Genomic DNA, 19,543 nt, shown 5'->3' on the forward strand with positions numbered 1-19,543 from the left:
GTATAAAGAGCCCGGCTCGCCGGGCTTTTATGCCGTGGTAGGGCTGGTGTCGATAAAAGAAAAGTACAGGAGATAAACATGACATTTTTTCAGCAAGTAACCGGAAACCAGACGTTAATGAGCGGCGTGGCAGGCTGGGTAATCGCCCAGGTACTGAAAACACTGCTTGATATTGCGCTGAACCGTTCCTTTAACCCCGAGCGGCTGGTGGGCTCGGGCGGTATGCCCAGCTCCCATTCGTCCACGATGTGTGCGCTGACAACGGCAGCGGGGATGAGATACGGCGGAGGCAGTTTTGAATTTGCAGTCTGTTTTATCGTATCCATGGTTGTAATGTACGACGCAATCGGCGTACGGCAGGAAACAGGGAAACAGGCGAAGGTACTTAACAGTCTGCTGTTCGACGATTTTCTCAAACTGGACGGCGTGGTACTGCAGGAGAAATTAAAAGAATATGTGGGACATACTCCAATCCAGGTTGCGGCGGGAGCAATCCTGGGGGTAATTATTGCCCTGGTGATGGATCCGATGTTTATTTAAATTTTATAAAGGTCAGGGGGAAAAGCTCACGGTGTGGGCTTTTTGCCATTATGGGGGGAGAATCAAGTTATAAAATTGTTACAATTTTCTTGCTTTCTGAATTATTTCATATTATACTGGAAAAAATTATTAGGAAGTTTCCGGCAGGGGACAGAGAAGAGAGACTGAAAGGACGGGAATTTGCAAATGAAGATAACGGCAGACATTTATTTTTGGATTAATTGTTTTTTTACATTCAGCCTGATAGGCTATATCCTCGAATGCATTGTTCTGACTGTGGAAAACAGAAAACCAGTTTATAACCGCGGCTTTGGCCATGGACCGTTCTGTATTATTTACGGTTTTGGGGCTATCGGAGCCGCCATACTCCTCAGACCGGTTTCCGACAACATGGTAAAGCTCTATTTTGCAAGTATGCTGATGGCAACGACGATGGAGCTTATCACCGCTAGAATCATGATACGGCTTTTTGGAGCTTTCTGGTGGGATTACAGTAAGAAGAAATGTAATTATAAGGGGATTATCTGTCTGGAGAGCAGTCTGGGCTGGGGACTTCTGGGAATTATCTTTTTCAGGATCCTCAATGTTCAGGTACAGAATACGGTGAGAAGGATCCCAAACCACGTTGGGAAATATGTGGCTCTGGCATTGATTTTCTTCTATGTGTTCGACTTTTTCTACAGCTTCAGGACTGAGTTGAGGGAAAAAGACTGTGAAGAAGATACGGAGATGATCGGCAGGATGAAGGTCAATCCATAGCAGGCTTAGGCTGGAGGAGCGGTTAAAACGCCGTCACGGCGGCATGAATATGGATTGACGGATCAGTAAGCGGGCGGCAGAACGGAATACGGACTGCCGCCTGCTTTTCGTTGCAGCCGCCCTTGTGCATACAGGGGAGTTTGTGGTATAAATAAAAGGGTGGCGGTGTACCGTCCGCTATTATGCGAAACACGATAATGATAGATACTGTTCAAAGGTAATAAACCGCGAGGTGTTTTCGCGCATATTCCGCGTGAAAATCCCGGGTTGCAGGAGTGGACAGTAACAAATTATAAAACAGAGACAGGATGTAAAAATGGAGAATATAAAAGTGATACTGGCCTCTGCCTCTCCGAGGAGAGAAGAGCTGCTCAGGCAGATTGGAATCGTCCCGGAAGTGATGCCCAGCCGGGTTGAGGAGAAGGTGACGAAAAAGGAACCGGATCAGGTGGTGATGGAACTTTCCAGGCAGAAGGCCGAAGAAGTAGCGGCGAGGCTTGAAAAGACGCAGAAAGAGAAGTTTACTGAGGACCGTGCAAAGAAGGCTGAGAAGACGGAGGCGGAAGAGGGGACATCCCTCACACAGATAGTGGTCGGTTCAGACACGGTAGTCTATGCAGACGGCAGAATCCTCGGCAAACCGGCGGATTATGAAGATGCGGCGAATATGCTCAGAACTCTTCAGGGAGGAACTCACCACGTTTACACCGGTGTGACTCTGATTGCAGGTGAACGGAAGAAGACCTTTGCTGTGGAAACCGTGGTCGATGTATATCCGATGTCGGAGCAGGAAATAGAAGCTTATCTGGCCTGCGGGGAATCCATGGATAAGGCGGGAGCTTATGGAATCCAGGGCAGATTCGCCGCGCATATCAGAGGAATCCAGGGGTCTTATACAAATGTAATGGGACTTCCGGCCGGAAGAGTCTATCAGGAAATGAAACGCCTATTGGAGGAACAGGATGATTAAATTAATCGTATCGGATATTGACGGCACCCTTGTAAAAGACGGAGAGAATCAAATCAATCCGGAGATTTTTGATGTGATTATGGAACTGAAAAAGAAAAAGAAGATCCATTTTGCAGCCGCCAGCGGACGTCAGGCTGCCAGTATTGAGTGTACCTTTGCCCCTATCAAAAAGGAGATTTTTTATGTGGCGGAGAACGGTTCTTACCTGGGCTGCTATGGAAGAAATCTTTTTCTCTATCCAATCGACCGGGAAACCGCGGATCAGCTGGCGGTGGATATCAGAAAGGATCCGGATCTGGAGGTCATGGTAAGCGGGGCCAAGGGGACCTATCTGGAGACGAAAGACAGAGAGTTCATAGACTGGATGGCAAACGGATACCATTTTAATATTATCGAGGTGGATGACGTCACCAAGGTGGACGATGAAATTATCAAGGTGGCCGCGTACCGGAGGGATGGAATCCAGCACGCCGCCGAACCGTATTTCAGCAAATACGGCAGCAGGCTTAAGATGACGATATCAGGAGAAATGTGGATGGACTGCATGGCCCTGGGCGTCAACAAGGGCGAGGCTGTTAAGACGCTGCAGGAAAGCCTCGGGATTGCCCCGGAGGAGACGATGGTTTTTGGTGATCAGCTCAATGATATAGAGATGCTGAACCGGGCCTATTACAGCTTTGCCGTGGGAAATGCGAGGGAAGAAGTCAAAAAAACGGCCAGATTCCAGGCGGATCGCAATGTGAATGACGGTGTTATGAAAATACTGAAGCTTCTTTTGTAGAAAAAGGAAACCAATCATCACGACAGGAGTGAAATTTGAATAGAATGACATGTCACAATAAGAAAAAAAAGAGCCGGATCTGGATGAAGCTGTCGGCAGCGGCGCTGGCGCTCAGTCTGATTGTTCTGACCGGATGCGGTAAGGGAGCTTCGCTGCCTGCCGGTAAAAAAAGCGAAAAAGGGTATTCCCTCCCCGAGATCATGGTAATCGCGATGACGGAGAAAAACCGGTACGAGGAAATCTGCACGGACCAGATTTGGAATGTCACGATATCCGATGAGCAGGAAGATTTTGCATCCTATTTGACGGGCCAGATTAAAAACTTTATGGAAGAGCTGAAAATCATGAATCTGCTGGCCGAGGACAAAAAGATGACCCTGTCGCCGGAGGAACGCTCCCAGATGACTGCTGCGGCCTCGGAATACTATGGGAATCTGACATCGGAGGACATCTCGCATATGGGAGTCACCGAGGAGGACGTGAGGACGGTATTTGAGGATTACTGTATGGCTGAAAAACTGGTGGAGGCATTGACGGAAGGGATTGCCCTGGAAGTCAGCGACAGCGAGGCAAAAGTGATTACACTGATGCAGGCCGAAACCTCCGACAGACAGGCAGCAGAGAATCTGGTCGTTGCTGCGTCACAGGAAAATGCAAATTTTGAAAAATCTGCCGAGGATGCCGGACTATCCGTCACCACAAGGCAGTTGGGCAGAAAAGAGGAGGCCCAGGGATTTGAGGATGCGGCCTTTGAACTGACGAGCGGGCAGGTGAGCCAGGTGATCGAGTCGGACGGCTCATACTATGTGCTGAAATGCGTCAGCGACTATGACGAAGAAGCTACGGCGGCCAGGAAGAAAGTCATTTTTGAGGAGCGCAAACGCAAGGCATTCCGGGAAATCTATGACAGGTTCAAGGAGGAGGTCAATCTGACTTACTCGGGCGATCCATGGAATAAACTGGATCTCGGTTCGGGCAGCTATGCAGCGGGTGCGGATTTCTTTGAAATCTACAGGAAGCATTCGGGACAATAACAGGCGAAAGGCTGGACATGGAGATGGAAGAACGGCAACGCGGACAAAGCAGAAGAAATCCCAGGAGCCGGAGAAGGCGCGGGGGGAATTCTGTAGGATGGCTTATTCTGCTTTTGATCACAGCGGCAGCAGTCATGGCAGTTGTTTTAATTCACCGCCACACGGTGAAGAAGGATCAGGAACTGGCGGCAGCGAGGGAATCCTCGGCGGCGGTCGGGACGGAAGTATTTCCGGGCGATGAGAAAAACGGGACCGGAGATGGAAGCGGAGGTTCTGCAGCCGGGGCGGAAGAAAAGCCGCCGACGGTTGAGGAGATCATGGCGAGGATGACGCTGGAGGAGAAGGCCCTGCAGCTCTTTATGGTGACGCCTGAGGCGCTCACGGAAGTGGATGAGGTATATGCGGCGGGCGCAAAGACCGAAGAATCCATTAACAGGTATCCGGTCGGGGGAATTGTTTATTTTAAGCAGAATCTGCGTTCTCCGGAGCAGGTAAAAGATATGCTCACCAGGACGCAGAAATATTTCAGGAACCGCATTGGAGTGGAGGCGTTTCTGGCCGTGGACGAAGAGGGCGGGCAGGTTGCCAGAATCAGCGGCAGGGAAGAGTTTGGGATTGCCTCATTTCCCGATATGCGTGAAATAGGAGCCTCAGGGGATCCGAATAAGGCATATGAAGTGGGCGATAAGATAGGAACTTACCTTGCAGATTTGGGTTTTAATATGGACTTTGCCCCGGTGGCGGATGTTCTGACCAATCCTGAAAACACAGTAGTGGCGCGCCGCTCCTTTGGAACGGACGGAGCCGTAACGGCGGCCTTTTCAAACGAGGTGGTAAAAGGTCTCCAGGCCCACGGTATAAGCGCCGTGCTGAAACATTTTCCAGGACATGGCGGTACGGCGGCGGACAGCCACGAAGGATATGCGTCGACGGAGAGGACGCTTGAAGAACTGACGGCAGAAGATTTTGTCCCGTTTAAAGAGGGAGCAGATGCCGGAGCGCATTTTATCATGTCAGGACACATCGCCGCACCGGCCGTGACCGGTGATAATACTCCGGCTTCCCTGTCTTCGATGATGCTCACGGAGATCCTGAGAGGGACACTGGGATATAATGAGATTATTATTACGGACGCCTTGAATATGGGTGCGGTCATATCCTCTTACAGCCCCGCAGAAGCCGCCGTGAAAGCGCTGCAGGCAGGAAACGATATGCTGCTGATGCCGGAGAATTTTAAAGAGGCATATCAGGGCGTGCTGGATGCGGTTCACGATGGCAGACTCTCGGAGGAGAGAATTGATCAGTCGGTGGAGAGGATTTTAAGGGTGAAATTGAATTGAGAAGCGGGGACGCCTCTGTCAAATGGCGCATGGTGGATGGTTGGACGAGTCTTCAGTCCCGATTTTACAATTTGATGAGGGGGAAGCCGGGCAAGTTGTCGGCGGGACTGGAGACCGGGAAGGGCTCCGTCCCGTCCGTCGCCGTCCTCCCGTTTAACTTAAAAATCTTCTTGTAAGCTCTGCCAGCGCCCACTGATCTTTTACCCCCATCAGCTCACGCGACGAATGCATTGCAAGGAGCGGTGCGCCCGCATCGACCGTGGGCATGGTCAACAGGCAGGAAGAAATGCTTCCCAGCGTGGAACCGCCGCGGATATCGGAACGGTTGGAAAATTTACGGTATGGTATGCTGTTCCTTCGGCAGATATCCTCAATGACGCTGACATAGGAGGCATCTGTGGCATAGGCCTGGGAAACGGCAAGTTTGAGTGCGACGCCCTCATTCAGACAGATGCGGTCCTTGGGATCGTATTTTTCGGCCTGGTTGGGATGCAGGGCATGGGCTACGTCGAGGGAGAGCAGGAAACCTCCAAAGAGAGCATTGAGAAAATCACTGCGGCCATAGCCCAGGCTGAGATAGACTTTTTCCATAATCCGTTCCAGAAGAGGGGAGGCGGCTCCCTGTTTGGTGCTGCTGCCGATCTCCTCGTTATCATAGAGAACGGCGGCATTAATTCCGTTTTCCCGGCGGCTGTCCATGATTCCGCTCAGGCAGGCATGGACCGAGGTCAGATTGTCGAGGCGCGGGGAGGAGAGCATCTCATCATTGATTCCAAGCAAACAGGGCTCGTCGCAGTTATAGATATAAAATTCATAATCCAAAATATCCTCCTTATTACGGCCCGTTTCCTTCGCCAGGAGATCAAGGAAAAAGGAGTCTTTATTCAGCGTTTCATCCAGCACGGCCAATATCGGCTGCATGTCTTTCTGAGGATTTAATTCCACTCCCTTATTTACTTCACGGTTAAAATGGATCGCAAGATTTGGTACGGTCAGAAGCGGGCGGGCAAAGTCCACCAGCAGAACTTCGGGATGAAAAGGATCCATGCCGCGCACGCAGACTTTTCCGGCCAGAGACAGGGGACGGTCCAGCCAGGTGTTCAGGATGGGTCCTCCATAGACCGATACATTCAGCTTTGCATAAGGCCCGCAGGTCAGCTCAGGAGACGGTTTGACCATCAGACAGGGCCAGTCGGTGTGGGAAGCAACAACCCGCAGACCAGGAACCCCGCCGCCGGAGACGGCATCTTTGCCAACGGAAAAAGCGGCCAGGGAGGTGTCAAAAATGTTAACATAATAAGACTTACCTGCCTGAACAGACCAGGGGGAGTCCAGCTTCAATTCCTCAAATCCCTGCGCTTCCAAAATCCCTGTGGAATACCGGATCGTGTGGAACGGAGAAACTCCTGCCCTGAGATGGCCGATCAGTTCGGCGGTGTCTTTTTGATATGAAATTGAGTTCATGATATAAATCCTCCTTTTGGATAATAGTGATGAAAAATCCGGTTTGTCCGGTTTTATTGAGTGGCAATGAAAAGTTCGCGAAGCGTGCTTTTCGTTGTTTGATTCTTCTTACGAATGACAGGCCCCGTGTGCAGAGCATGAGGCCATTCTCATAATGATTCAAGTATAATGAATGTGAAGGCAATATGCAAGAAGGAAGGAGTTTAATTGAGATGCGAGGACGCCTCTGTAAGACGGCGGACGGGGGAGTGGGAGGGTGTGGATGAGTCTTCAGTCCCGGTTGGTAGGGGGTGGTGAGGGGGAATCCAGGAGAAAAGATTCCTACGGGGACCCGCTTCCGCTTGCGGAGCGCACAGCGGATGCTAGGCTCGAAAGAACCTCGCCAAGCACCGGCGGGCTCCAATGTCCCCTTCGGAATCTTTTCTCCTTCCTTCCCCGGGCAGGTTGTCGACGGGACTGAAGACTCAGGGAAGGTGACTGTCCCGTCCGCCGGCTTCAGGGGCTGATTGTCTCTTTCGTCAAGTGCGGAGGGAGGTCTTGTTGCGGCCACTATGTAGTCGTGAATCTTTTACCTTATGAAGGTATTTTTGGCTGAATTCAGAGAAAAATCTAAAGCTAAATTCAAGGTTAGATTTTATGATTAATCTAAAAATTCAATAGTTATTCAAGGATAGGTAAGGCACCAAAGCTCAGATTCATCAATTGAATACCATACAGGAGTCATTCTCCCGTAATTCGAGGAAATGTAGTGGCAGCGACAATACCTCCCCCCTTTGAAGGAATACGAACAATTCAGCGGCCGCAGGCCGGGGTACGGGATGGCGAAAAACCTTCGCGTCTTCAGTCCCGGCCATAATCTTCCCGTGGGGAATCCGGGAGAAAAAGATTCCGCAGGGAACCTGGGAGTCCATCAGCACTTAGGCGGCGTTTCTCAGACGCCTTAGTACTGTTATGTACTCCAAAGAGCGCAAGCGTTTCCCGGAAGAACTTTTTCTGCCCGGATTCCCCACCCGCGACAACCTACAGCCCGGGACTGAAGACTCACACCCTCCCTCTCACCATCCCGCCCCCCGACCGTCCCGGCGGCGTTCTCCTTCCTCAATTAAATCCCCTTATTCGGAGTTGCACGAACTTCCCCAGTGAGGTAAAATGGGAGAAGACGGAGGGAGATTATGGTTGCATTACAGATTGCCGATATGAAGGCATTTACAAAAAAATTATTTATTGGGGAGACTTTCGACCGTTTTCTGGTGCGTGAGGCCACGATTGTTACATTTAACAGCTTTTCGATCGACGGAAAAGTCAGACATGGATTTTATTCCGACGAGGAGCTGGAAGAGGGAAAGATTGAGGCATATTCGTCCTGGAAGGCGCTTCGGCCATTTTGTTTTTCGCTGATTAAGGGAAGCAAGCTGCCGGAGAGTTTTGCGATAGTGTTTAAACTGCCTCCCGAAAATGTGGAGCGTTTTCTGAAGGACAGGGGTTCCTCCTGGCTTCCGGAGCAGGTGGGCGGGCTTTTTATCAACGTCAGGTATGAGGAAAAGGTATTATCCTGCATTACCGGACTGTCCATGAACCAGTTTACAATGGACCGGACCCTGGAACGGGAGTGGGATGATTCCATAAAGGCATTTTTGAAAAAAGAAGAGATTGCTTTTGAGGAAGGATAGAACAGTAAACATTAAGAAGCACAGAGAAGTAAAGATTCGCGGATAAAAACAGAAATTATTCAAAAAAGCCCCGATATCCCAGTTCGCAATACACCGGGATATCGGGGCTTTTGATTATTTTACTTTATAATCCGTTTGCTGGTGGCCTGGTTAATGGCTTAAAATATATTTGCTGAAGAGAACCGGAATCTGTTTGTTCTGATCCCAGATTGACTGGTATTCGGAGAAGGCGACCGGACAGGTGGAACGTCCCACCTCAATCGTGATGCCTGCCACTGGATTTCCTTTTCTCTGGAGCCAGTCTTTAAATCCGCCTACGCCTTTGCTGCCAAGTACCTGGTACCCGGTTACACCGGCGGCGGTGAGGGCCATGTCGTTGGACTCCGCCATCTTCTGGTTATTGTCGGTATCCCAGTAGAGGACTCTTCCCATCGCGTGATAGTTGATAACGGCGGAAAATGCCTGCTGCTGGACCAGGTTGGCCAGAGCCTGTGATTCCGGCTCGGACAGAGGGGAGGCTCCCTTGTAGTCGGTAAATGAGTTGTGAGCCAGGGTTGGGTTCAGGGATTCCCAGCCTGCATCGAAGTTATGGTTCAAATCGACTCCGCGGGCGTTACTCTTCCAGCGGATCAGATACTCGTCATAACTAAGTGAGGTACGGGCATCCGCCACGTCCATGGTGTAGCAGTTCTGAATGTTCTGGCGCAGCTCTTCGGAGCGGATGGCTCCTTCGCCGAACTGGCTGATGGCGACCCCGTCGGGGTTTGCCATCGGGACAAAATGGATGGAAACATTATTCAGGATGGAAGAAAGCGGCTGGTTGTTATATGTTCCTGAATCGTAGAAAGCAAGCATATATTCCAGCTGCTGCATCATCAGGGGAACTACAATATATTCCCTTGCATGGATTGCTCCCTGAAAAAGGATCTTTTTCGGCGCGCCCGGGTTTCCGATGACAACGTCGTAAATATTTCTCCCGTCGAGAGACTGGCCGATGACATTGACCGCCATGTGGTTTCCATAGCGTGCGGCCAATGCGGCGATATCCTGTTCCATCTGCTCATAAGAGTATTTATCGACCGGTTTTACTACCGGATCGGAGAGATTCTGGTTATAAAAGCTGTTATCCACGGGGACAGAGGCGCCGGGGCCGTTTCCGGGGCCAGGGGAAGGGGTCGACAGGGATGCATCATCAGCCGGACCGGCAAAAGCAGTACCTGCGAATATGCTGGAAAATGCCAGCGACAGGGAAATATATCCGACAGCAGCGCTTTTTTTCAGGAAGCGCCGTAAGTTTGTTCTACGGTTCATTTAGAGTATCCTCCTTATTTTGTGTGGCTCAATGCGACTGTTCAGTACCCTCATTATTGCCGGTTTACGGTTTATATAAAACGATCCCTGAACAATTACGACTCACTCATTATAAAAGTTCTGGTATAGATTGTCAACGAACTGGAAAAAACTGAAAGAAAAACGCAAGGTTTGGGTTACTGTTCACAGGCAGTATTCCGCGAAGCGTGTTATTGTTCGCAGCACATCTGCTTTTAGCTGGGGTGTGAACAGTAACAGGTTTGGTAATCAAATTATTAGCACTCAATGCAAATGAGTGCTAATTTTCTATTGACATCTGGAAGAAGTGGTATTAGAATAATAAATGCACGGCAGGAGGAATGGGAATGCCGCCGCACAACAAAGTATCTTAAGAAAATAAATATAAAAAATAAGGCAGTAAAGGAGTGTTTATTATGGCAGCTAGAACAGGCAGCTTATCAATCAACAGCGAGAATATCTTCCCTATTATAAAAAAATGGCTTTATTCCGACCACGACATTTTCTACAGGGAATTGATTTCCAACGGCTGTGATGCAATCACAAAGCTCAAAAAACTGGAGCTTATGGGTGAATTCGTTAAACCGGAAGATCTGGAATACAAAATTCAGGTGACGGTAGACTCTAATGCAAAGACGATCACGGTGGAAGATAACGGTATCGGTATGACCGCTGAGGAAGTGGAAGAGTACATCAATCAGATCGCGTTTTCGGGCGCACAGGACTTCCTGGAGAAGTATAAGGACAAGGCCAATGAGGATCAGATTATCGGTCACTTCGGACTTGGCTTCTATTCTGCGTTCATGGTAGCGGACCGCGTTGTAATCGACACTCTGTCCTATCGGGATGGGGCAAAGCCGGTTCACTGGGAATCCGAAGGCGGAACGGAATTTACGATGGATGAAGGCGACAAGGAAACCATCGGTACGAGGATTGTCCTCTACTTAAATGACGACAGCGCTGAATTCAGTAATGAGTACAGGGCGCGTGAAGTAATCCAGAAATACTGTGCTTTCATGCCGGTGGAGATTTTCCTGGACAACAGCGCGGCAGAGCCTCAGTATGAGACGATTGAAAAGGACGAGCTGACGGAGAAGGATACGGTTGTAGAGACCGTAATCGAGGAGGCGAAGACAGAGGAGAAGGAGAACGAGGACGGCACAAAAGAGACGGTTGAAGTATCACCGAGAACCGAAAAATACAAGATCCTCAAACGTCCGGTCGCCCTCAACGACATCCACCCGCTCTGGAACAAGCATCCGAATGAGTGCACCGAGGAGGAGTATAAAGAATTTTACCGCAAGGTATTTATGGACTTTAAGGAGCCGTTGTTCTGGATTCACCTGAACATGGACTACCCGTTCAACCTGAAAGGAATTCTCTATTTCCCGAAGATCAACATGGAGTATGAGAGCCTTGAGGGAACAATCAAGCTTTATAACAACCAGGTATTTATTGCCGACAACATTAAGGAAGTCATTCCGGAATTCCTGATGCTCTTAAAGGGCGTGATCGACTGTCCGGATCTGCCTCTTAACGTATCCAGAAGCGCTCTTCAGAACGACGGTTTTGTTAAGAAGATTTCCGATTACATCACAAAGAAAGTGGCGGACAAACTTTCAGGAATGTGCAAGACAGACCGGGAAAATTACGAAAAATACTGGGATGACATTTCTCCATTTATCAAATTCGGCTGCCTGAAAGACGACAAATTTGCCGAGAAGATGGATGACTATATCATTTTCAAAAACCTGGAAGGCAAATATCTGACGCTGAAGGACTGCGAGGAGAGAGCTAAAGAAGAAAACCATGAGAATAAGCTCTTCTATGTAACGGACGAAAAGGAGCAGGGCCAGTACATCAACATGTTTAAGGAGTCCGGCCAGGACGCCCTCATTCTGCCTCACAACATCGACAATCCGTTCATCGGACGTCTGGAGCAGAAACATGAAAACCTGAAATTCCTCCGTATCGACGCGGATGTCAATGAGACGATGAAGGAAGAAGTAGCCGAGGAGGACAAGGAAGCGCTCGGCAAATCGGAGGAGACTCTGACGGAACTTTTCCGCAAAACACTGGGAGACGACAAGCTCCAGGTTAAGGTGGAGAAACTTAAAAACGAGTCCATTTCCTCGATGATTACCGTTTCTGAGGAATCACGCCGTATGCAGGAAATGATGAAGATGTACAACATGTACGGAATGGATCCTTCCATGTTCGGCGGAAGCGGACAGGTTTTAATCCTGAATGCAAACAATAATCTGGTTCAGTATGTGCTGGAGAACGGTGAGGGCGAGAACACAGGAAAGATTTGTGAACAGCTCTATGATTTGGCGCTGCTCAGCCACGGCTCCCTGACACCGGAGAGAATGACAAAATTTATTGCAAGAAGCAACGAGATTATGGGAATGCTTGCTAAATAAGATTCCCGGACGTTCAGAATAGTGAGAAGACACAGGGCGCCCTGTGCGTAGAAAAAACTGTTACCGAAAGCAGATTTCTATGCAGGGCGCCCTGCGTCTTTTTAATGGGTAATATAACAAAAAATTGTTGTTGAGAACGACAAAATACATTGTTGGATTTTGTGGATTGGATGTCATACAATAAGGACAGACGATGAAAGAAAAGACTGGCCATGGCGGCTTTGATCGTAACCACACAAATGAAATGAGGGGGAAAACATGGAACCATCCACACTAACGATTATTATTCTGATACTTGCAGTTATTTCTTTTCTTCTTGAGAAAATACCAGTCAATATGACAGTAATGCTGACGCTGTGTGCTCTGGTGCTGACGGGACTGGTTACGCCGAAGGAAGCGGTCAGCGGATTTGCCAGCACGACAATCCTGATGCTGATAGGCGTTGTAATTGTAGGAAGCGCACTGTTTGAGACAGGGGTATGTGATAAGATTGCCTCGGTAGTGACGAAATATGCAAAGACGGAGCGGCAGATGATCATGGCAATCATGATTCTGTCCACCATCATGTCGGCGGGGCTCAGCAATTCAGGAACAGTCGCCGTATTTATTCCGATTATCATCGGTATCACCGCTACAACGAGCTTTTCACGCTCCAAACTGCTGATGTCCGCATTTCTCGGCGCTATGGCGGGAGGCAGGCTGACGCTGGTAGGAGATGCGGCGGTCAATGTACTGATCGGCGATCAGATTAAAGAATTGGGACAGCCATTCGGCTTCTTTGAAATTTCTAAAATCGGCGTTCCGCTTACCATAATCATGCTGATTTATATGTACTTGATCGGCTATAAATTTTTACCGGATATTAAGGTGTACAATGATGAGAGCCAGATTTTCTCCGAACGGGCGCCGAAGGATGCACCGCAGTGGAAGCAGGTGGCTTCCGTGGCAGTTCTCCTCTGTGTTTTCGTGGGGATGATTTTTGAGGACAGGACAGGAATTCCTTCTTACATGGTGGCAATTATGGGAGCGGTTGCCGATGTGCTTCTGGGAATATTTACGGAAAAACAGGCATATCAGCTCGTTAGCATCAAGACGGTAATTCTGCTCGGAGGAATGACGCCGCTGGCTACGGCTCTCAAAAACACGGGAGCGGCCCAGATTATGGCGGATACCCTGATAAGAATCATTGGCGGTTCTACCAACGTGTATTACATAACAATTGTCATTTTCGTCCTGACATGCGTGATGACGCAGTTTATGTCCAACGTAGTGACGATTACGCTGCTGATGCCGATCATCATTGCGATTGCGGAAACAATCGGGGTATTCCCTTCCGCACTGCTGATGGTGCTCTGCATCGCATCCACAATGTCGATTTTAAGCCCGATTGCCTGCCCTCCGGCCAACCTGATTTACGCTTACGGGGGATATAAGTTCTCAGACTATCTGAAGAGCAACATTGGTATGACGGTTGTATTCCTGATTGCCTGTATCATACTGATACCGTTTATCTGGCCTTTATATGTTTAACGGAGGAAAAAATGGATTTACTCATCAATAATGCAGTGGCCGTGGACCCGGATACTGGCATAGAACGAAACATTGCAGCGGGAATTGACAAGGGGCTTATTCAGTTTATTGCGGAACCTCTGACGGGGAGGAAAGCGGAGACTTTAGCCAATGTAATACTGGATGCGGAGGGGGCTTATCTTCAGCCCGGCTGGATTGATTTCCATACACATCTGTTTACAAAGGGAAGCGGCTTCGGTATAAATGGAGATCTGCTGCTGGCATCGGGAGCCGTGATGGCCGTGGATATGGGTACGGCCGGGTGCGCCGGGTATGAGGCGTTTCATCAGCTGGACATTATGCCGAGGACGATCAAAATCAGGAGTTTTCTGAACCTTTCACCGTTAGGCCAGCCTGGCACAGGCATTATGGAACCGCTTGCCCGCACCGCCGTGAAAGAGGAGCAGATGGCTGCGCTGATTGGAAAATACAGGGATGAGATACGGGGAATCAAGGTCAGAGTCAGCCGCCCGATTGTAGGGAATGAGGGCATTGCCCCTCTGGAACACGCACTGGAACTGGGGGAGCGGTTTGGTCTTCCGGTCTGCGTCCACACAACAGATCCTCCCGTGAGGGCGGAAGAGATTGTAAAACGGCTCCGGCCCGGTGATATTTACAGCCATATGTACCATAACAAGGGCATGACAATCCTCAAGGAGGATGGAACCGTACAGCGCGCGTTCCACGACGCCAGGGAGAGAGGCGTCTTCCTGGAAGTGGGGAACGGCAGAATGAATTTTAATTTTGAGGTGGCGGAAAAGGCACTGAAAGAAGGAATTTATCCGGACATTATCAGTAGTGATGCGACCGCAGCCACCTTCGGCAATGCGTCCGATATGAAGGATCTGGCCTTTGTCATGTCGAAATTCCTGAATATGGGAATGCCGCTTCACCGCGTATTCGACTCGGTAACCCGGATTCCGGCCCGCTGTCTCGGGATGGAGAGAGAGGCCGGTGTGCTGGAGGAAGGAAGAAAAGCCGATCTGACCCTGGTGAGACTTGTCAGGAGTAAGGTGGAATTTTCAGATTCCGAAGGCAACATCAGAACCGGAGACAGAATCCTTGCGCCGGAAATGACAATGATTGACGGAAAAATTGTATATCTTCAGGGGCGTCCTGCGATCAGAAAAGGGCGCCGCTGAGCGTCGGCGGACGTAAATGCGATTGTAAAAAGCTGTGTAATTACGGGGAAATCCCGTATTACACAGCTTTTTTTGGAAGGAAACCGCGGGGATGGTGAGAGGGGAATCTTTTTCTCCCGGATTCCCCACCTGCGACAACCTGCAAACCGGGACTGAAGACTCATAACCTCCCTCTCACCATCCCGAATCCCAACCATCCCGGCGGCGTTCTCATTCCTCAACTAACTCCTTATCGCATTGACTCCGCGCCCGGAAATCGCTATACTGTAAGTATTCACAAAAGTAAGCTTAGCGGCAATAGAGGAGACGTTTTATATGGACGACGGTAATTACAACTGGAGTAGGGTCCAGGAATACAGAAGCGAGGTCAGGCATATCTGTTCCGTGCTGGGATGGTCGCTGGTGGCGCTTGTTCTGCTGACTCAGCTTGCGGGAATTCTTTTTGGGCTGATTGGTTATCTGCTGTCCCACTACAAGGTGATGGGCGTTGGAGCGGAATTATATAAGGTGCTGAATTCGGGCTGGTTCTCGATTGCCGGGAGCAATCTGCTCGCCTATGCGCTGGTGCTGCCGGTGACATTTGCCGTCATGGAGCATGTACCCGAGGTCATACCCGAGAAGAAGAGGATGCGGCCCAGTAAATTTATCATGTTTTTCGTCATGACGATGGGGGCCGGATACATTTTAAATATTGTGGGAAGTGTGCTGAACCTGATTGTAGCTGTCTTAACCGGCAGGAATACCTATAATATGAATCCTGTCAACAACCTGTTTGACAGCCTGAATATTGTGGTGATTCTGTATGTTTCCGTGCTCGGGCCGATTATCGAGGAATATATATTCAGATGGAAGCTGATAAACCGTTTGAGGCCGCTGGGAGAAAAGGCAGCGATTCTTTTTTCGGCCCTGATGTTTGGGCTGATGCATGGGAACCTGTCCCAGATCCTTTATGCAACCGCCATCGGCGTGGTGCTGGGATACGTGGCGGTAAAAACGGGAAGAATGAAGTATAACTGCATCCTGCATATTATGATCAACAGTTACTCCACGCTGCTCGTGCTGCTGATGTCAAAAGAACAGTTTTCAATTGCCTATCTGTTCATCGTCCTGGCGGTTCCGGTGATTACGCTGGGGGTAATTGTTGCATCCATCGTCATTTTCTGCGTCAATGTGAAGAGGACGAGGCTGCTTCCGGGGAGATGGCCGGAAGGGATTGAATACAGGGATTTTTCTTCGGCCATGTACTTAAATTCGGGTACGGCTGTATTTATTGTGCTGAACCTGCTGCTGGCCGCTTTCTACCTGTTTGTGGCCTAGAGCATGTTACCGGGCACAGAGTGGACAGAATTATAAATGTGCAGGTGTACCGGCGCCTTGAAGTACTTGACTTTCATTCATGTGGTTACTATAATAAATAGTAATGAATACTATGTGATGCGAATCGCATGACAGGAGGACGACTATGACATATAAAATTATTGGGGACAGCTGCCTGGACCTGACGGAGGAACTGAAGAAGGACGCCCATTTTCAGATGGTGCCTCTCACGCTGCAGGTGGATGATGTCCAGGTGATAGATGATGAGACCTTTGACCAGAAGTCGTTTCTGGGACTGGTGAAGAGCGGGAAGGAGTGTCCGAAGACAGCATGTCCGTCCCCCGAGAAATTTAAAGAGGCATTTGAGTGTGAGGCGGACAATGTGTTCGTCATTACGCTGTCGAGCCATCTGAGCGGCACGTACAATGCGGCCGTCCTGGCAAAGGAATTATATGAGGAAGAACACGGGAAGGACAAGAACATTGCCGTGATTGATTCCCTGTCGGCATCCTCGGGAGAACTGAACGTGGCTCTTACCATAAGGGATCTCTGTGAACAGGATCTTCCCTTTGAGGAGGTGGTAAAGCAGGCCGGGAGCTACCGCGATTCCATGGAAACATTTTTCGTATTGGAGTCACTTGATTTTTTGAGGAAGAACGGACGCCTGACGGGCCTTCAGGCCTTTTTTGCGACAACCCTGAACATCAAGCCGATTATGGCCGGTGACAAGGGCGTTATTGTGAAGCTGGAACAGGCGAGAGGCATGAATAAGGCTCTGTCCCGTATGGCCGACATTGCGATTGCGCGCGGCGGAGATACGAAGGAGAAGAGGCTGATTATTGCCCACTGCAACAACAGGGAAAGGGCGGAGCAGGTCAAAGAACTGCTTTGCCAAAAAGCCTCCTTCAGGGAGACGGTTATAACGGATACCGCGGGTGTGGCTACCGTATATGCCGGGGACGGCGGAGTGATCGTGACGCTTTAACTGAGGACTGAAAGGTCCGCCATATTGAGGAAACAATGAGAAGAAGAAAGAAATTCAGGAAAATATTCATACTGCCGCCGGTGCTTCTGGCGGCAATATTTATATGGCTGGTTGCGTCGCAGAGGGCCAACAGCCGGACTGCGCCCGATATTCTGTCGGGAGGGTCTGTGGAGAATTACAGGGCGTCCGGTAACGGCGGAGATCCGGACGGGAATCTGGGCCTGAGTACGGAAAAACGGGAGGGGGAGACGGAAGAGCTCCTCTTGAAGATTGAAACTGAGCAAAAGGGAGAGCTTGCATCCGGTACTGGCAACGAATTCGGCCATCTTCCGGGAGAGGAGGACGGCAGAGTGTCACTGCTGTTCGGCGGTGACATCTATCTGTCCGATCATGTCCTGAACGCCTATGACAAGGCCGGCGGCGTGGCCGGAATTCTGGATGAAGGGCTGCGAAATGAGATTGCGTCCGCCGATCTATTTATGGCCAATGAAGAATTTCCGTTCAGTGACAGGGGAAGCGCTGCGGAGGATAAACAGTTTACCTTCCGCCTGCCGCCGTCGCGCCTTCACATCATGCAGGAAATCGGTCCCGACATCGTGACGTTGGCCAACAACCATATTCTCGATTACGGCACGGACGCCCTGCTTGATACCTGCGCCCTGTTAGACGGGGCGGGCATCAGGAGGGTAGGAGCGGGAGCCAATCTGGACGATGCAAAAAAGCTGGAAGTGATGGAGGTTAAGGGAAAAAGAATAGGATTCCTGGCGGCCTCCAGGGTAATTCCCGTCTCGTCCTGGACGGTCGGGAAATCCCATCCGGGAGTGCTGACTACCTATGATCCTGCGATTCTCCTGACGGAGATACGGGCCGCGGAGGAACAGTGCGACTATCTTGTCGTTTATATACACTGGGGAATCGAACGAAATACGGAACCGGAAGAATACCAGAGAACCCTGGCAAGGCAGTACATCGACGCAGGCGCCGATCTGGTGGTGGGAAGCCATCCCCACGTGCTCCAGGGGATCGAGTATTATAAAGGAAAGCCCATCCTGTACAGCCTCGGGAACTTTGTGTTTGGAAGCTCGATACCGCAGACCATGCTGGTGCGCGTGGATGTGGATGAGGAGAACGGAGCCGTCCTGTCGGTTATTCCCGCCACATCCTCGGCCGGTTATACAAGGCAGATGGATGCGGGGAAGAAACCGGGATTTTATGAGGGCCTGAAAGCGCTCTCCTTTGATATTACGGTTGACGGGGAGGGCACCATTCACCCTGGTACGCCCCAGTCTCCTTAAATGCCCTGGTGAGGGAGTTTAAGAACAGCCGCTTGTTGCCGCTCCATTCGGGGGCAATCAGCAGCTTTTTCGGGCCGTCGCCGCTGAGCCGGTGGATGACGATGTCCGGCGGCAGCAGGCGGATGCATTTCAGAATCAGTTCAATATATTCGTCCATGGACATGACAGGGAACAGGGCCGCCTCATAGAGGGCGGCCAGTTCTGTTTCTTTGAGTATATGGAGCAGCTGCAGCTTGATTCCGTCGATGCGGGGGGAGAAACTGCCGAGATAGCGGATTGTTTCAAGCATCATTTCTTCCGTCTCCCCGGGCAGGCCGAGGATGACATGGACGATTACCGTGAGTCCGGCCTCTTTCAGTCTTTTGACGGCCGTCTCAAAGCAGGAAAGCTCATATCCGCGCCGGATCAGAACGGCCGTCGGTTCGTGGATGGTCTGCAGTCCCAGCTCCACCCACACCGGTTTTTCTCGGTTTATATCCGCAAGCAGGGCGATTGTTTCCGGCGGGAGACAGTCGGGGCGGGTGCCGATGGACAGGGCGGCTGTGCCGGGATGGGAGACTGCCTCCCTAAACAGCGTTTCCAGATACCCGATGGGGGCATAGGTGTTTGTATAGGACTGGAAATAGGCAATGTAACGTCCGTCCTTTATCTTTGACCGGACCAGAGATTTTGCAGCTTCGATCTGTTCGGTAACCGAGCCGCGGCGAGGTTCGGCGAAATCACCGGAACCTCCCCGGCTGCAGAAGATACAGCCGCCCGTTCCGGCTGTGCCGTCCCGGTTCGGACAGGTCATGCCGCCGTCCAGTGCCAGCTTATAAACCTTTTCGCCAAAGGTCTGTTTCAGATAATAATTCAGGGAATAGTAGGGTTTGTCGCCCCAGACAGGTGAAGCCGATGGTACCATGATGCCGTTCCGCCTTTCAGG

Annotated in this window: 16 protein-coding genes; 13 read left to right on the top strand and 3 right to left on the bottom strand. The window is 50.3% G+C overall.

Annotated elements, in window-relative coordinates:
- Positions 1-78: 78 nt before the first annotated feature.
- The 6 genes from V3C10_04940 (at position 79) to V3C10_04965 (ending at position 5,424) form a co-directional block, all read left to right on the top strand.
- The gene (locus tag V3C10_04940) at positions 79-540 is read left to right on the top strand and encodes a divergent PAP2 family protein (protein WVP63168.1); all 462 of its coding nucleotides are present in this window, start codon (positions 79-81) and stop codon (positions 538-540) included.
- Positions 541-726: 186 nt separating this feature from the next.
- Positions 727-1,299 carry a putative ABC transporter permease gene (locus V3C10_04945; protein WVP63169.1) on the top strand — a complete coding sequence of 191 codons (573 nt, stop codon included), beginning with the start codon at positions 727-729 and terminating at the stop codon, positions 1,297-1,299.
- A gap of 316 nt (positions 1,300-1,615) precedes the next feature.
- The gene (locus tag V3C10_04950; GenBank protein ID WVP63170.1) at positions 1,616-2,269 is read left to right on the top strand and encodes a Maf family protein; all 654 of its coding nucleotides are present in this window, start codon (positions 1,616-1,618) and stop codon (positions 2,267-2,269) included.
- On the top strand, positions 2,262-3,050 hold the full coding sequence (locus tag V3C10_04955; GenBank protein ID WVP63171.1) for an HAD family hydrolase: 789 nt from the start codon (positions 2,262-2,264) through the stop codon (positions 3,048-3,050). The genes V3C10_04950 and V3C10_04955 overlap by 8 nt, the downstream gene beginning before the upstream one ends.
- A 44-nt stretch (positions 3,051-3,094) precedes the next feature.
- Positions 3,095-4,084, top strand: a complete 990-nt coding sequence (locus V3C10_04960; GenBank protein WVP64572.1) for a peptidylprolyl isomerase — start codon at positions 3,095-3,097, stop codon at positions 4,082-4,084.
- Positions 4,085-4,218: 134 nt separating this feature from the next.
- Entirely contained in the window at positions 4,219-5,424 is a 1,206-nt protein-coding gene (locus V3C10_04965; GenBank protein WVP63172.1) for a glycoside hydrolase family 3 protein, read from the top strand.
- Positions 5,425-5,577: 153 nt separating this feature from the next.
- Here the strand turns inward: V3C10_04965 and V3C10_04970 are convergent, their stop codons facing one another.
- The gene (locus tag V3C10_04970) at positions 5,578-6,888 is read right to left on the bottom strand and encodes a M18 family aminopeptidase (protein ID WVP63173.1); all 1,311 of its coding nucleotides are present in this window, start codon (positions 6,886-6,888) and stop codon (positions 5,578-5,580) included.
- Between the two features lie 1,172 nt (positions 6,889-8,060).
- Here V3C10_04970 and V3C10_04975 point away from each other — a divergent pair.
- Positions 8,061-8,558: a DUF5721 family protein gene (locus V3C10_04975; GenBank protein ID WVP63174.1), complete on the top strand. Its 498-nt coding sequence runs from the start codon at positions 8,061-8,063 to the stop codon at positions 8,556-8,558.
- Positions 8,559-8,708: 150 nt separating this feature from the next.
- On the opposite strand, the gene V3C10_04980 is transcribed toward V3C10_04975, so the two are convergent.
- A complete protein-coding gene (locus V3C10_04980) occupies positions 8,709-9,869 on the bottom strand; it encodes a M14 family zinc carboxypeptidase (protein ID WVP63175.1) in 1,161 nt (386 codons plus the stop codon).
- A 434-nt stretch (positions 9,870-10,303) separates the two neighbouring features.
- Between V3C10_04980 and htpG the strand changes: the two genes are divergently transcribed.
- From htpG to V3C10_05010, 6 genes are all read left to right on the top strand, one after another.
- The gene (gene htpG / locus V3C10_04985) at positions 10,304-12,310 is read left to right on the top strand and encodes a molecular chaperone HtpG (protein WVP63176.1); all 2,007 of its coding nucleotides are present in this window, start codon (positions 10,304-10,306) and stop codon (positions 12,308-12,310) included.
- A 258-nt stretch (positions 12,311-12,568) separates the two neighbouring features.
- The gene (locus V3C10_04990; protein WVP63177.1) at positions 12,569-13,840 is read left to right on the top strand and encodes an SLC13 family permease; all 1,272 of its coding nucleotides are present in this window, start codon (positions 12,569-12,571) and stop codon (positions 13,838-13,840) included.
- A gap of 11 nt (positions 13,841-13,851) precedes the next feature.
- Positions 13,852-15,021 carry an amidohydrolase family protein gene (locus V3C10_04995; GenBank protein WVP63178.1) on the top strand — a complete coding sequence of 390 codons (1,170 nt, stop codon included), beginning with the start codon at positions 13,852-13,854 and terminating at the stop codon, positions 15,019-15,021.
- 315 nt (positions 15,022-15,336) lie between these two features.
- Complete coding sequence (locus V3C10_05000; GenBank protein ID WVP63179.1) at positions 15,337-16,338, top strand: type II CAAX endopeptidase family protein; 1,002 nt, start codon at positions 15,337-15,339, stop codon at positions 16,336-16,338.
- Between the two features lie 145 nt (positions 16,339-16,483).
- On the top strand, positions 16,484-17,323 hold the full coding sequence (locus tag V3C10_05005) for a DegV family protein (protein WVP63180.1): 840 nt from the start codon (positions 16,484-16,486) through the stop codon (positions 17,321-17,323).
- Between the two features lie 35 nt (positions 17,324-17,358).
- The gene (locus V3C10_05010) at positions 17,359-18,618 is read left to right on the top strand and encodes a CapA family protein (protein WVP63181.1); all 1,260 of its coding nucleotides are present in this window, start codon (positions 17,359-17,361) and stop codon (positions 18,616-18,618) included.
- Here the strand turns inward: V3C10_05010 and V3C10_05015 are convergent.
- Entirely contained in the window at positions 18,566-19,522 is a 957-nt protein-coding gene (locus V3C10_05015; protein ID WVP63182.1) for a TIGR01212 family radical SAM protein, read from the bottom strand. The two genes, V3C10_05010 and V3C10_05015, sit on opposite strands and share 53 nt — an antisense overlap.
- Between the last annotated feature and the right edge of the window lie 21 nt (positions 19,523-19,543).

This window comes from [Clostridium] symbiosum (assembly GCA_036419695.1).
Lineage (GTDB): Bacteria > Bacillota > Clostridia > Lachnospirales > Lachnospiraceae > Otoolea > Otoolea symbiosa_A.